The following is a 13,708-nucleotide window of genomic DNA, read 5'->3' as shown; positions in this document are numbered from 1 at the left end:
TGTCAGTACATAAATAGATTTAATTCCCAACTTTATATATTGTCTGACATTATGTGGTCGCAAATCGAGTTCATTAAGGTAAATGGAATGGGTTGATTGAAGGGGTATAATTGCTCTTTAAAAGGCTGATCATTCAATTGCATTAACATAAACAGGCTGTGAGATCCGAAATGACCAAGTGGAAAAGTTTCAAAACGCTTTTAGGTGCTGGTGTGTTTGCCGCGTTTGGGTTGGTGACAGGGTGTGAACAAGCTGAACAAAAACAGCAGAATTTTGAAATTCTAACGGAAAAAGTACAAGAACAACTCACACATGATGTTCTTGGTGAAGCCAATGCAATTGATTATCTAGAACAGGCCCCAATTGAAGCCAGAGCGATGTCAGGTTCTATTGTAACAGCTTCCGCAGTGCCAGAACAAAGTCTGGAAGAGGCTTTGAAAACAGAAAGTTATTTTGTCATTGGCTCGGTGATAGCAAAGCCAAAAGAATCTCTCACGACAGTCGTTGAAGAAGAGATGCCGGCCTCAAGTCAATTACCAGAAGCAGAAGAGACGCAAGTCGCTGAAGCGATTGTTACAGAGTCAGAATTTGCAGCAATAGAGCAAGCTGTTCCAGATGTGGTTCGTAGTCTGAAACCCAATGAAATGAGTAAGAATAATGGTCAAATTCGTTTGTCCAATGATGCCCGCACGCAGGTGAAGCGTGCAATGCATGCTAATCGGAATATGGAGCGAATTGAAAACTTTGAGACACGAGAGTCGGTTTTAAAAAAACTGGAACCACCTAGAGAAGCTGTTCAGAAAATTCAAAAATTCAAGAGAGATGTGCGTGTTCGCAAGGAACTCAATCAAGTTGCCGCGCTGGATGCCAGATCTAAAGCGCTAAAACGTCTGGAAAATATGGGTTTGTCGGGTGCTGCTTATGCGCGTGATGGCGGCAATATGGTCATTAATATCGGTATGGATCCGACAGGTTACCAGCGCGATGATAAACCGAGACTCAATGAAAAGTTCAAAAGATTTGCACCGCATAAGCTGAAGTCTGAAGATAAGATGCAAGATTGCTCGAAAGATTCCACACGCACAGCAATGCGTTCAGATGCTGAGCTAGCAACACGATGTGTTGTAGAAGATCTACGTGCGTCGGGTGATTATGAATATGTTGAACCAGACTATATTTTCACAAATCAATTTGAGATCCGCCCCAAAAACCTTCCAGTTACGCCAATTACGACAAGCTCTGGTTTAAACCCAAACGATCCATTATGGGGTTTTCAATGGCATTTTAAAAATCAAGGTACTGGCGAAGATGAGTCTGAAGGCGGTGCCGGATTTGCAAATTTCTGGAGTAGAGCAAATCAAACTGGATCTGCTGGTGTGACTGTTGCGGTTATCGACACGGGCCTTCAAATGGACCACCCAGACATAAAATCATCTCGTAATTTAGCCCCAGGTTTTGATATGGTATCAGATCCATTCATGGGAAATGATGGTGATGGTCGCGATTCCGATCCCAATGATCCGGGGGATGCATGTGATCCAACAGACCCATTAGCGCAAGACACTTTTCACGGAACGCACGTTGCGGGAACAGTTGGTGCAGCTTCAACAGATAATTCATCTGGTGTTGCTGGTGGCGCATGGAATGTGACGATTGTGCCAGTGCGTGCGCTTGGTCGGTGTGGTGGTCAGCTGTCTGATATTAATGATGCAATTCGCTGGGCGGCGGGTGTTGTGCCAGCGCGTGATGATCTGGGAGATGAAATCTGGAATGCGAATCCAGCGGATATTATAAATCTCTCAATTGGTCTCTTTGAAAGCTGTCCGGCGTCTATGCAAGAAGCAATTAATGATGCGACGGATGCGGGTGTTGTTGTTGTGGCTGCAGCCGGGAATGCGCGTATTGATACCAAATATTATGCACCAGGCGGATGTCAGAATGTGGTGTCTGTGGCGGCTTCAGATGCGCGCGGTATGCTAACGCCTTATTCCAATTATGGTGAGGCTGTAGATATTCTTGCACCAGGTGGTGACCTGACGCGAGATGATAATGGTGATGGTCGTCCAGATGGTGTTCTGTCGACAAAATATGCAAAAAATTGCTATGATCCGGTTACGAATGAGCCTGTTGAATCATGTTATTATGCCTATGAAAGCGGAACTTCTATGGCGGCTCCTCATGTCTCTGCAGCGTTGGCTTTGATCAAGTCTCAATTCCCGCTTGCGACAAGTGAAGAGCTGACGTCTCGTTTGAAATCAGCGACAAATTCCAGATCACAATTGCAATGTTCAGGAAAATGTACACATTATCCCGGATCAGAGCCTATCCCTGGGCAGGAAGGTATGTGCTTTAGACCATGTGGAGGCGTAGCTCTCGACTTGGCTAATGCCCAGCTGGATTAGGTTGAAAGCATGTTCGGATATGGTTCAGCATAGCTTTGTTATGCTGGGGTATGTCATATCTAATGCACAAAAGGGGTTTGATGATGGATAAGGATAGCGAAAAGAAAACAAAACTGGCACCAGTCATCGCCATGTTGTGCGGATTGTTCACGGCTTTTGGCTGTGGTTTCATCCTGTCTGAACCTATGGGAAATTTCGACGCAGAACTAGCCGAGCACAGTGATCAAACAGCTCAGACCCCAGAGATAATTCCGACTTCCTATCAAGATGTGCGTACGGGTGGAGTTCAACCTGCGCAAAATCCTGCAGGTGGTATGCCTCCTAAATTTGGGCCTGCACCTGAAATTGTCGTCATGTTGAAAAATGACAAGGAAGCTGATCGGATTTGCGATATTTTCTGGAAAGATAAGGCGGCAGGTCGAGCAGAGTTTGATAAATTGTTTCAAGGTCAAGCCGGACTTACGAACTTAAGGCTGAAGCGCGTTTCCTATTCAAACGAATTTGTCGTTGATTTAAACCCTGATAAGGTTGATGCGCGCTCAGATTTGAAATCTGAATATATGGATGCCGTTAAACGACTTAAAAAATTACAAAATATCGCTTATGCCGAGCCAAATGCGACGGCACAACCGGGGAAAAATAGATGATTAAGAATAAGCTTGTTCGATTTGGTTTGCCTGCATTTGCTTTGATTGGTCTTGTCTCCTGTGAAGATGCTGTTGAAACTGAAACAGCAACAAGTCCAGCCAGTATAGAAACTGGTGTAGTAGAAGATTTATCAGGTGCGGAAACACCTAAACAAGCCAAACGTGATGTTGATTGGGCTGCTGCACGTCAAGCGCGTATCCAAGCCATTGAAGCGGGAATAAGCGCAGATACGGTATTGGCGCAGGCAGCAGGGAATGCATCCTTAAGCCCAGTTCCTGTGATGTTGCCGTCCGGTATTGTTATGCCAGCCAATTCAAAACAGACAGTTGCATTCACCCCAGATGGCTATTTTGCAAGCTATCCGGGTGCAAAATACGATATTATCGTGAACGGCACGAATGAGGTTTATGATACGTCCTCGGCAGCTGCCAATGCGGATGATCTTGAGGAAATGAAGTTTGACGAGATGGAAGCGGGTGCTCAGATTGCATTCTCTCGTTTTGGTGCCGACTATTTGGTTGAGTTTGAATGTAATATTTTAGATGGCGATACGAGCTGTATTACTGAAGAAGAGGCCAAAGCCGTTGTAAATGGGTTATTTGTGGCTGTTGCGGAATAGATGATAAAGCCAAAATGACTGGGTGGTTGAGTAGTAGAGGGGTGTTAAATGGTTGGATTGGATAGAATACGGCCATTGTCGGTTGGCAAAAAACGTCTCGCGTCAAAATCAATGATGGGGTTTGTTTTAGGGGTGGCGATAATTGTTGGCGGGTGTGACTATCTGCTTGAGCCAATAGAAGAGCCAGGTGCGCAACCCACACCCAAACCATCAGCAACTATTACACCCACGCCTTCACCAACATCTGACCCTATTTCTCCTATCCCCACTTCAACTCCTTTGCCGGAAGAAACAGATGCAGTTGGACTAGATGAAAATACGGATGACCTGACTGATTCTGATCTAGTAGATCAAGAGGAAGAGGTTGTCGAAGAGCCAGTGTCCAATGATGATACTTCGGAAACTTCGCCTGAAACAGAACCCACTGCAACGCCAACTCCGACACCGACACCAGAAGAGCCTTTGCCTACACCAAGCGCAACGCCTTCGCCTGATCCAGTCATTGAACCGGTTTTTGAATACCGTCCTCCAGGCGATTTAGAGCCAAATAGTGGGTCGGGGGCAGAAGAATTGACCGTTTATGTGCCTGATATGGTCTTCCCGATAAAAACTGCGCCAGCGCACCCTCAGTCGCAAGTTTATAGATATGGTGGCGGCATCGGGGGTGGTGACCAATGTGATGAACGCAATTTTGAAATTGCGTGGCGTGACAATTTTTGTGAAAATAGAACACGCACGACAACGTCTCCGTATTGTCCGTCTCAAGGCGTCCATGTTGGGCAAGATATTCGTGTGGGTACACCAGAAGGCTGTATGGCAGAACGCCGATTATTGCCCGAAGAACGCAAACGATATGAAGTTGTTGCCGCTGAAGATGGCTACATTTCCAATATCGGTAGCTACACTGTGAACGTGCGGGCAGGCGGACGAATTTACCGCTATATGCACATGAACATGCGGGCATTGCAGGTTACATTGGGGCAGCAAGTGAAAGCCGGTGATGTTATCGGATATGTGTCCAATGATTTTGGTGGAACGCCGACGACACTGCATTTGCATTTTGAAATAAAGATAAACACAGCTGAATATGGTTGGACGTGGGCACCGCCTTATACATCACTGGTCAAAGCCTATGAGCGCCGCGAGAATGCACCGGGCGAAATGGTTTTGGAAAATTAGGTATGATATTAGAAATTGACGATGATCGAAAATCTGCTCTGCAAGATAAATTAGCTATTATGTTCCGTGATGAGTTTGATGAAAACCTTTCGGATTTTCGGGCATCTCAGATGCTAGATCTTGTTTTAAAAGCCGTTGGACCCACAGTCTATAATCAGGCTGTTCAGGATGTACGCGCTTATTTTCAAACACGATTAGATGATTTGGATGGGGATGTATATTTAGACGAGCAAAGCTAAAATGCACCGTAATGCTTCTTTCTAAGCGAAATTATACGAAGTAATGTTGCAGCTTGTCATTTGACTGATAAACCCATTCCCAACACTTGAATTTTAGACACATTGTTAGATCTGAATATCTATCATTGTCGGCAACACGATAACACAGAAGGGCAACCACATGGCCAAATTGGTATTGATCCGTCACGGACAAAGCGAATGGAATTTGCAAAACCGTTTCACAGGTTGGTGGGATGTAAACCTAACAGATAAAGGTGTTGCTGAAGCCAAAAAATCTGGTCAAATGCTTGCAGCTTCAGGTGTGGCATTTGATCAAGCATTCGTGTCTGTTCAAAAACGTGCCATTCGTACGCTGTGGATCGCTCTTGAAGAAATGGAACGCACTTGGCTTCCGGTCACCAAAGACTGGCACCTGAATGAACGCCATTACGGTGGTTTAACCGGTTTGGACAAAGCTGAAACAGCTGCAAAGCACGGTAAAGATCAGGTTCAAATTTGGCGACGTTCATATGATGTGCCACCACCTCCTATGGAAAAGGGTGCGGAATTCGATCCGGCAAATGATGTGCGTTATGCAGGTTTAGATGTGCCGATGACGGAAAGTTTGAAACTCACACTTGAGCGCGTTATGCCATATTTCAACGCCGAAATTGCACCGCTTCTTAAAGCAGACAAAAACATCTTGATTGCTGCGCATGGAAATTCTTTGCGTGCCATTGTGAAGGATTTGTTTGATGTAGCAGATGATGTGATCACTGGAGTGGAAATTCCGACTGGTAACCCACTTATGATCGATTTGGATGCTGACCTAAAAGTTAAATCCGCTGCATATATGGATGCTGAACGTGCGACGGAAATTCCTTCTTTCTAAAAGCCGAATCTGATTAAAATATTGAGCGGGATACTGAAGAGTATTCCGCTTTTTTGTGTCTGATATTTACTGAAACAATAGTTATAGTGGTTTACATGAGTGGCGGTCCTGCGCTCAACTATGCCAGCGAAACCTGATTGGTTTTATAGAAGAGGGTAGCCTTGGCTTGAGTATTTTACCTGAAATCGAAATGGATAAAATCTATATGCGGCGCGCGATTGCTCTGGCGCGTGCGCAATTGGGGCGGACTGCACCTAATCCAGCTGTTGGGTGTGTTCTTGTATTAGGTGAAACAATTATTGGGGAAGCTGCAACAGGTGATGGTGGCCGACCTCATGCAGAAGAAATTGTTTTGGAAAGATTGAGAGGACAAGACCTTTCTAGAGCGATGGCTTATGTGACACTGGAGCCGTGTCACTCTCGCAGCAATGGAGGTGCGGGGTGCTCAGACAGGCTTGTTGTTTCAGGGGTAAAGCGCGTTGTTATTGCGCAGATAGATCCTCACCCAACAGCGAAAGGCGGCATAGCTAAACTTAAAGCGGCTGGGCTTAATGTTGAAGTTGGATTGCTTGAAGATGAAGCAGCTGAATTAACGCGTGGCTTTTTCCATTTGCTGGAAACAGGCCGCCCTTTGCTCGAGATCAGCGACAATCCTGAAAGTTATGATGCTGAGGTTCAACTTGAAGAAGCTGAAACGCCTCTTCAAGCGATGCAACGCCTTGGAAAAGCCGGCATGACACGGGTTTATTTACGGTCAGATAGTTTGTTGATTAAGTCTTTTGAAAAAGCAGGCCTTTTGAAATCGGGCATTTAACCGGCTAGGAATTTTCCATGATTAACACGTTGCCAGTTTAAGTCTGAATTGTGTTGCATGATAAAGCTTGTGAATTCATCTGCTAATGTAATGACATCAGATTTTAGTTTGCCTCTATATCGGCTTCCAAATGAATGCAGGCTGTTTATGGATTTGCGGGGTAACTCTCGGCTCATTGATACACGTGCACCAATAGGTGAAGAGAAAGTGCGTTCTGGCCAGTCTTGTTTTAATCCGGCTAAAGCCGTTTGGTGACTGCGTGATGTCGGCATAAAGCGTGTGCACACAACAAACTGACGTTCATCAAAAGAGGCACTACCTGACTTAGCCAACCATGGTGTTTGATCTGTGTGGGTCATCCAAGTTGAAAACTGTCTTAGTCCCCAAATGGAAAGCGTTTCAGCGAGTGTGGGGGTCACATAAAAATCTGCCATTTTAAGTGCAGCCCGACATAAAGTAGATACGTGGGGCGGGCAGTCTATGATGATGATATCGGCTTGATTGCGTTCAAAAGTCGTTGCTTTTTCAAGTCGTTCTATGAGGGCATCACCAATATCAAACCAGTCTTTTCCGGGGCTTCTTTCCAGATAAGGTTCGAGGAAACGCATAGATGGGTCAGCTGCGAGGAGGGATATCCAGCCTTGTTCTTTATTGCGGTTCTTTTTTCGAACGAGTTCGTCAATAACAGTGGCATTCCATTGTTCGACGACGATGCGTAAATCATCTATATTTTTTTGAGCATCTGGAACGAAAGTATCAAGAATAGCGGCAACACCGCGCTCTTGGTTGCGTTCGCGGGTGACACCTTCGCTGGTTAGCAATAATTCTGTAAGATTTGCCTGCGCGTCAAAATCATAGACAAGCACATTCAGGCCATACTGATAGGCGAGGCCTTCAGCAAGCATAAGTGTCGTTGTTGATTTTCCAACACCACCCTTAAGGTTCGCAACTGCAATTACAGGTGTTTTGGAAGCCATTCTTACCCTCAAAAACCGGAGACAACCGGTAATTTAATCTACAATATTCCCAGCCCCAATGACACGATAATCAGAGCTTAGCTTGTATTGCAAATGAATGTCGAAACTAATTTCAAATAATCTGCACTGGTCGTTCATTCCCCAACCAGTGCAGCATAATAAAATAGAGTGACGTATTTATGAGTAAGCTTTTATAAATTAACCACGAAGTTCAGCTTTTGTCGCTTTAGCTACAGCGGCAACAATGCTTTTTGAAATCTTTTCGATATCTGCATCTTTGAGCTGAGTCTCGCGAGGTTGTAATGTGACTTCGATCGCGACAGATTTTTTACCTTCAGGCATGCCCTCACCATCATACACATCAAAAATACGGCAGGCAGTCACAAGTTTCTTGTCTGCATTGGATGCCGCTTTTGATATTTCTCCGGCGGGAGTGCTTGCATCAGCAAGGAATGCAAAATCACGGCGGATCGGGGTGAGATCTGCTTTTTCAAGACGTGGTTTTGTTTTACCGCCTTTTGATTTTACTTGTGGGATTGCTTCAAGATAAATCTCAAAGCCAAACATTGGGCCTTCTACATCTAGTTTTTTCAAAACAGCAGGATGTAATTGACCAAATGTCCCGATGACATTTTTAGGACCAAGGCGCAGACTTGCAGAGCGCCCAGGGTGCCAATGCCCGCCGACTGGTTCACCTATTTGGAAACGTTCACCCGGCTGGTCTATTGATGCAAGAACAGCAAACAAATCTGCTTTTGCTGCAAATGCATCATAAGGCGTGTTTGCACCTGACCAATGACGAGCTGGGCGTGGTTTTACAAGGGATGTTACAGCCGTACGCTGGTCTTTGGGGCCATCCCCAAGATAAACGGGTCCAACTTCAAACAGACGAACTTCTTCAGCCCCGTGATCGACATTGCGCTGGATTGCTTGGGCAAGGTTAGCCAAAGCAGAAGGGCGCATATAATTTAGATCATTGGCGATTGGATTATCGACAACGAGCGCATCATTATCGCCGCCACCAAATGATTTGGCTGTTTCGCGGTCCATGAAAGACCAACTAACGCCTTCAAGGAAACCTCGAGAGGCGAGAACGCGGCGCGATGTGCGAACGCGGTTTTGTAGTGGTGTGACGACTTGTTTAGCGGCACCCGCTTCGCGTGGAAGACTGTCAGTTGGGAGGGCGTTAAAGCCTTCAATACGAATGAGTTCTTCGACGATATCAGCTGATTGGAAAACATCGCGGCGAAAACTTGGCACGCTGATTTTCCATAAAGAGTCTTCAAGTTTGGCTTTTTTGTCGACGCCAAAGCCAAGTGTAGCCAGAATTTCTTTCATGCGATCAGCGCTCATGTCGACACCGGTTAGGCGTTTCATATCGACTGGCTTGAAATCAACTGCCTCTTGAGGGGCAGGCTCTGCACCGCCTACAACAATGTCTGAAGCTTCGCCGCCACATGCGTCAAGAATGAGCTGTGTGGCTAAATCCAGACCTTTACGGCAAGAATTTGGGTCGATACCGCGTTCATTACGGTAGCGTGCATCTGACACAATACCAGTTGAGCGTCCTGCACGCGCTGTGCGGAGTGGGTCGAAAATCGCAGCTTCTAAGAAGATATTGACAGTTTCATCTGAAGAGGCAGTGCCCAATCCACCCATTATGCCGCCAATACCGATTGGGCCGCTATCATCTGCGATGATGCACATATCTTGGTTTAATTCATATGTATTGTCATCGAGGGCTTCAAGTTTCTCACCCGTTTTTGCAAGACGGGCAACAATATTGCCAGATAGCTTGTCTGCATCATAAGCGTGGAGGGGACGACAACGGTCGAATGAGACATAATTGGTGACGTCAACGAGCATGTTTTTGGGGTTGATACCAATAGCTTTGAGACGGGCTTGCATCCAGTCGGGTGATGGGCCGTTTTTAACGCCTTTGATCAAGCGCCCCATAAAGACAGGACAAGCCTCTGTGTCTTCTGATGTCACTTTAATCGGGCAAGGGAAGCTGCCTTTGATTTCTGGTACTTCTGGAATTTTGACTTTGCCAAGACCTGCAGCTGCAAGGTCACGTGCGATACCAGTAACGCCGAGCCAGTCTGGACGGTTTGGTGTCACTTCAAAGTCAATAACCGCATCATTTAGGCCAAGAACTTCAGCTATGGGTGTTCCTACTGGGAAATCGCCTTCGATTTCCATAATCCCATCGCTTTCCGTACCAACTTCAATTTCTGTGGCTGAACACATCATGCCGGAACTTTCAACGCCGCGAAGTTTGCGGGGTTTTTTATCCAAAGCGAAATCAAGACCGGGAATATAAGCGCCTAAAGGGGCGTAGACGGCAGTGATTCCTGTGCGGGCATTGGGTGCACCACAGACGATTTGCTTAGTGCCGTCTTTTGTTTCGACGGTACAAATGCGTAATTTATCAGCGTCTGGGTGCTGCTCAGCTTTACTAACCTTTGCCGTAGTGAAAGCGGCAAGCTTCTCGGCTGGGTTTTCAACTTCTTCAACTTCCAGACCGGCAAGGATCATGGCATCTATAATGCCATTGAGATCAGCGTCTGTTTCAAGATAGTCTTTAAGCCAAGAGACTGAGAATTTCATTGGTTTCGTCTTTTCTAGGTAGAGGGTATTTAAGGGCGTTTAAATATCGGATTTAAAACAGCCCGTCTTTATATGTTGTGCAGGCGTCAATACGTTGAGGATGAACACGTTGGCCTGATTTTGAAGTCCAGCAGCGATCAAGAGTGGAGCAATAACATATCTCCATCGTCCAATCACCTGTGCTGGCATAGGCACCAGTGACCGTTGATTGAGGAATAACCAATGACCGCCAAGATAGGGTGAGCGCTTCTTTGGCAACACCAGGCGCAATCACGCGGCCAGTTAATTGTTTAAATTCAATGTCTGCACCAGCGGGAATGAGGGATGTGAGCTCTTCATAGCCTGTCAAAGCAGTGTCTCCCTTATACAGTCTGGCTGAACGAATGAAGGCTGGGCCAACACCAGCATTTTCAACATTCCAACCAAGTTGTAGTCCGTGTCCGTTATCATGATGGTTGAATGGATCAATCTGAATTGCAGGAAAAACAGATGCATGTTGTTCTACGTGCATTGTTTTTGCCTGATCCCAAGCAATGTAGACGGCCGCAGCAGATGTCACCAAAGCACCAACGGCGATGACGACTTCCATAGCTGAGAATGATTCTTTACTCATGATCTACATGCCCCCTTGGCAATGTTGAATACGGTGAGAAACGCGATTTAGCTCAAGCCACCTGTTAGTGTTGGCAATAACCAAGGCTTGAATCCATAGTTTGAAATCCAGTCTGCATCTGCTTCAAAATAAGGACGTAGATCAGGCATTCCGTATTTAAGCATGGCGAGGCGGTCGATGCCCATTCCGAAGGCAAAGCCTTGATATTCATCAGGATCTAGGCCGCAATTGCGCAATACATTGGGGTGGACCATGCCGGAGCCAAGAATTTCTAACCAGCTATCACCCTGACCAACTTTGATACTGTCACCAGAGCGATCACAGCGTACATCCATTTCGGCAGATGGTTCTGTGAAAGGGAAGAAGTGTGGACGGAAGCGTGTTTCGGCGGTGTCTACTTCAAAGAAGGCTTCCAAGAAATCCGTTAAACACTGCTTCAAGTGGCCCATATGTGTTGTCTTGTCGATCACGAGACCTTCCACTTGGTGGAACATAGGTGTGTGTGTTGCGTCCCAGTCTTTGCGGTAAACGCGGCCCGGAATAATCACGCGAATGGGTGGTTTTTGGCTCATCATTGTACGAATTTGTACTGGTGATGTGTGTGTTCTGAGGACTTTGCGTTGTCCTTCTGCGTCTGGAGTCATGAAGAATGTGTCATGATCTTCGCGCGCAGGGTGTCCTTCGGGGAAGTTTAGTGCTGTGAAATTGTGAAAGTCATCTTCAATGTCTGGACCTTCGGCAACCGCAAATCCCATATCACCAAAAATGGCTGCGACTTCTTCAAAAACCTGCATAACAGGATGAAGTGCGCCGACTGGTTCAGGACGTGGCGGCAAGGATAAGTCTTGGGTTTCGGCAGCAAGTTGAGCATTTAGCGCTTCTGTTTCCAAAACTTCCTTGCGGGCTGTGATAGTGTCTGCGAGGCGGGTTTTTAGGCCGTTTAATTTGGGACCGGCTTCTTGACGCTCTTCAGGACTCATTTTGCCAAGTTCGCGCATCATGAGAGAGACGCGACCTTTTTTACCAAGCTCGGCCACGCGCAATTCTTCTAGCGCGGCTTCATTGGTGGTGGCATTGATGGCTGCTGAAATTTCAGTTTCAAGAGCGTCGAGATTGTCGAGCGTGGCCGTCATCGGCGAAGAACCTCATAGTCCGAATTTAGATAGGGGAAATATCCCCAAAAACATATTGTGGTGTGGATTAGCGGATTATTTGTTGGGCGTGAAGCTTATGCTTAAAGAAAATACTTATACCTGACATTCTAAGACTGATTGGATGATGTAAATTCGGGTAAATAAAGGTCTCAACCATGGCAGATAAATCCATAAACAAGCCAAAAGAAACCGACCTGTATGAACCCGTAAAGTCCTTCCTAGAAGGGCAGGGATATGAGGTGAAGGCTGAGATTGGAGCCGTGGATGCTGTAGCCGTGCGCGGGGATGAGCCACCGGTTCTGATTGAGTTGAAGCTAAGTTTTACTTTAGCGCTTTTACATCAAGGCGTGGCGCGCCAAGCCATCTCTGATGATGTGTATCTTGTGATCCCGCGCGGAAGCGGCAAGGCATTTCAGACTGCGATGAAGGGGCATTTGTCTCTATGTCGGCGTTTGGGCTTGGGACTAATCACAGTGCGTCTAAAAGATGAACTCGTTGAAGTGCATTGTGATCCTGCGCCCTATCAGCCGCGAAAATCTAAGGTGAGACAAGGAAGACTATTGAAAGAGTTTGCACGTCGCGTGGGTGATCCCAACCAAGGCGGGCAAACGCGGGTGGGGTTGGTGACGGCTTATCGCCAAGATGCAATGCTGTGTGCGAAATTTTTGGAAGCTGAAGGCCCAAGCAAAGGCGCAATCGTTGCTAAAGCAACAGGCGTTGAGCGCGCCACACGTTTAATGGCGGATGACCATTATGGTTGGTTTGAGCGCGTGGAAAAGGGAATCTATGCGATTACGCCAAAGGGGATTGAGGGTGTGAAGGGGTTTAGAAAATGAACTTAAGCATCCATCTTGGTTGCAATCCACGCGGGTTGTTTTAAAGAAACTTGTACGAACTTATTGGTATGTTTGTTGTTTTCCATGGCAATCAGGAATGCTGCGAAGCGATGATTTCCGTCTAACAAACTGTAGCCGTCGGCTATTTTCTCAAGGATGATTGGTTTAGGAAAAATTGGTTTTGTTTCAAAATATTGAAGGACTGAATCGATCCTGTGTTTGGAGCCATAACCGTTCCCTAATACTAACTGTATGGTTTCGACGTCCTCCTGCATTATTTTAATGTTGAGTAGCTCTATTTCTTGAAGGTTCCATCTCAAATTTTGTAGGTATTGAATGCTTTTGATTTTTTTTTGAAGATATTTCCAGTCATTCATAGGAGATGGAGGCCACCCTTTTTTCTCAATCTCAGAACGTAACCAAATATCCATTACGTCTGCGGGGAAATTTGGAAGGTCAAGACATGCTTGTGTGTAGTTGTTAGTCAATTCAAAATAATCCACATGAGAGCTGTAAAATTATCAATATATGGATTCTCTAAAACGGAAAAACGCGCCGCCCGTTAGGGTAGCGCGTTCTTTGAATTCTTCAATGTGCGTCGCTAATTAAGCGATAGCTGCCATTGCTTTGTCGAAGACTGCTTTGAATGCTGCAGGCTCTTTGATGGCTAGGTCGGACAGAACTTTACGGTCAATCTGGATACCAGCTTTTGTGATACCATTGATGAAAGTTGAGTAGTTTGTGTT

The 13,708-nt window shown here is 46.0% G+C and carries 14 protein-coding genes; 8 read left to right on the top strand and 6 right to left on the bottom strand.

Translation table 11 applies throughout. The features are described 5' to 3' along the window. Positions 1-170: 170 nt before the first annotated feature. The 7 genes from AC5EF3_RS00570 (at position 171) to AC5EF3_RS00540 (ending at position 6,772) form a co-directional block, all read left to right on the top strand. The gene (locus tag AC5EF3_RS00570) at positions 171-2,402 is read left to right on the top strand and encodes a S8 family serine peptidase (protein WP_493546621.1); all 2,232 of its coding nucleotides are present in this window, start codon (positions 171-173) and stop codon (positions 2,400-2,402) included. A gap of 83 nt (positions 2,403-2,485) precedes the next feature. Further along, complete coding sequence (locus tag AC5EF3_RS00565) at positions 2,486-3,049, top strand: hypothetical protein (protein ID WP_493546620.1); 564 nt, start codon at positions 2,486-2,488, stop codon at positions 3,047-3,049. After that, positions 3,046-3,669 (top strand): hypothetical protein, encoded by a 624-nt coding sequence (locus tag AC5EF3_RS00560; protein ID WP_493546619.1) that lies wholly within the window; start codon positions 3,046-3,048, stop codon positions 3,667-3,669. The genes AC5EF3_RS00565 and AC5EF3_RS00560 overlap by 4 nt, the downstream gene beginning before the upstream one ends. Before the next feature lie 48 nt (positions 3,670-3,717). Next, the gene (locus tag AC5EF3_RS00555) at positions 3,718-4,848 is read left to right on the top strand and encodes a M23 family metallopeptidase (RefSeq protein WP_493546618.1); all 1,131 of its coding nucleotides are present in this window, start codon (positions 3,718-3,720) and stop codon (positions 4,846-4,848) included. A gap of 2 nt (positions 4,849-4,850) precedes the next feature. Beyond that, entirely contained in the window at positions 4,851-5,087 is a 237-nt protein-coding gene (locus tag AC5EF3_RS00550; RefSeq protein WP_012777906.1) for a DUF2164 domain-containing protein, read from the top strand. A gap of 160 nt (positions 5,088-5,247) precedes the next feature. Further along, a complete protein-coding gene (gene gpmA / locus AC5EF3_RS00545; protein WP_493546617.1) occupies positions 5,248-5,958 on the top strand; it encodes a 2,3-diphosphoglycerate-dependent phosphoglycerate mutase in 711 nt (236 codons plus the stop codon). Between the two features lie 166 nt (positions 5,959-6,124). Then, positions 6,125-6,772: a bifunctional diaminohydroxyphosphoribosylaminopyrimidine deaminase/5-amino-6-(5-phosphoribosylamino)uracil reductase RibD gene (locus AC5EF3_RS00540; RefSeq protein ID WP_493546616.1), complete on the top strand. Its 648-nt coding sequence runs from the start codon at positions 6,125-6,127 to the stop codon at positions 6,770-6,772. Here the strand turns inward: AC5EF3_RS00540 and AC5EF3_RS00535 are convergent. The 4 genes from AC5EF3_RS00535 to pheS form a co-directional block, all read right to left on the bottom strand. Continuing rightward, complete coding sequence (locus tag AC5EF3_RS00535) at positions 6,769-7,749, bottom strand: ParA family protein (RefSeq protein WP_012777909.1); 981 nt, start codon at positions 7,747-7,749, stop codon at positions 6,769-6,771. The two genes, AC5EF3_RS00540 and AC5EF3_RS00535, sit on opposite strands and share 4 nt — an antisense overlap. Positions 7,750-7,947: 198 nt before the next feature. Beyond that, positions 7,948-10,359 (bottom strand): phenylalanine--tRNA ligase subunit beta, encoded by a 2,412-nt coding sequence (gene pheT / locus AC5EF3_RS00530; RefSeq protein WP_493546615.1) that lies wholly within the window; start codon positions 10,357-10,359, stop codon positions 7,948-7,950. A 52-nt stretch (positions 10,360-10,411) separates the two neighbouring features. Further along, complete coding sequence (locus AC5EF3_RS00525) at positions 10,412-10,972, bottom strand: hypothetical protein (protein WP_012777911.1); 561 nt, start codon at positions 10,970-10,972, stop codon at positions 10,412-10,414. 47 nt (positions 10,973-11,019) lie between these two features. After that, positions 11,020-12,105 (bottom strand): phenylalanine--tRNA ligase subunit alpha, encoded by a 1,086-nt coding sequence (gene pheS, locus AC5EF3_RS00520; RefSeq protein WP_493546614.1) that lies wholly within the window; start codon positions 12,103-12,105, stop codon positions 11,020-11,022. A 176-nt stretch (positions 12,106-12,281) separates the two neighbouring features. On the opposite strand from pheS, the gene AC5EF3_RS00515 reads away from it, so the two are divergent. After that, positions 12,282-12,962, top strand: a complete 681-nt coding sequence (locus AC5EF3_RS00515) for a DUF2161 domain-containing phosphodiesterase (RefSeq protein ID WP_493546613.1) — start codon at positions 12,282-12,284, stop codon at positions 12,960-12,962. A gap of 2 nt (positions 12,963-12,964) precedes the next feature. Here AC5EF3_RS00515 and AC5EF3_RS00510 read toward each other — a convergent pair whose 3' ends face one another. Both AC5EF3_RS00510 and AC5EF3_RS00505 read right to left on the bottom strand, forming a co-directional pair. After that, complete coding sequence (locus AC5EF3_RS00510) at positions 12,965-13,450, bottom strand: hypothetical protein (protein ID WP_493546612.1); 486 nt, start codon at positions 13,448-13,450, stop codon at positions 12,965-12,967. Positions 13,451-13,567: 117 nt separating this feature from the next. Beyond that, positions 13,568-13,708, bottom strand: a 141-nt coding sequence (locus tag AC5EF3_RS00505; protein ID WP_493546641.1) for a 50S ribosomal protein L20, incomplete at its 5' end; no start/stop codon positions are given.

It is taken from the genome of Hirschia sp. (assembly GCF_058892565.1).
Note: the sequence above shows the minus strand (reverse complement) of the source record. Positions and strands in the feature narration are given on the sequence as shown.

Excerpts from the sequence above, each read along its gene's own strand:
- AC5EF3_RS00570 (WP_493546621.1), top strand. The coding sequence starts at position 171 with ATGACCAAGTGGAAAAGTTTCAAAACGCTTTTAGGTGCTGGTGTGTTT.
- AC5EF3_RS00565 (WP_493546620.1), top strand. The coding sequence starts at position 2,486 with ATGGATAAGGATAGCGAAAAGAAAACAAAACTGGCACCAGTCATCGCC.
- AC5EF3_RS00560 (WP_493546619.1), top strand. The coding sequence starts at position 3,046 with ATGATTAAGAATAAGCTTGTTCGATTTGGTTTGCCTGCATTTGCTTTG.
- AC5EF3_RS00555 (WP_493546618.1), top strand. The coding sequence starts at position 3,718 with ATGGTTGGATTGGATAGAATACGGCCATTGTCGGTTGGCAAAAAACGT.
- AC5EF3_RS00550 (WP_012777906.1), top strand. The coding sequence starts at position 4,851 with ATGATATTAGAAATTGACGATGATCGAAAATCTGCTCTGCAAGATAAA.
- gpmA (WP_493546617.1), top strand. The coding sequence starts at position 5,248 with ATGGCCAAATTGGTATTGATCCGTCACGGACAAAGCGAATGGAATTTG.
- AC5EF3_RS00535 (WP_012777909.1), bottom strand. The coding sequence starts at position 7,749 with ATGGCTTCCAAAACACCTGTAATTGCAGTTGCGAACCTTAAGGGTGGT.
- pheT (WP_493546615.1), bottom strand. The coding sequence starts at position 10,359 with ATGAAATTCTCAGTCTCTTGGCTTAAAGACTATCTTGAAACAGACGCT.
- AC5EF3_RS00525 (WP_012777911.1), bottom strand. The coding sequence starts at position 10,972 with ATGAGTAAAGAATCATTCTCAGCTATGGAAGTCGTCATCGCCGTTGGT.
- pheS (WP_493546614.1), bottom strand. The coding sequence starts at position 12,105 with ATGACGGCCACGCTCGACAATCTCGACGCTCTTGAAACTGAAATTTCA.
- AC5EF3_RS00515 (WP_493546613.1), top strand. The coding sequence starts at position 12,282 with ATGGCAGATAAATCCATAAACAAGCCAAAAGAAACCGACCTGTATGAA.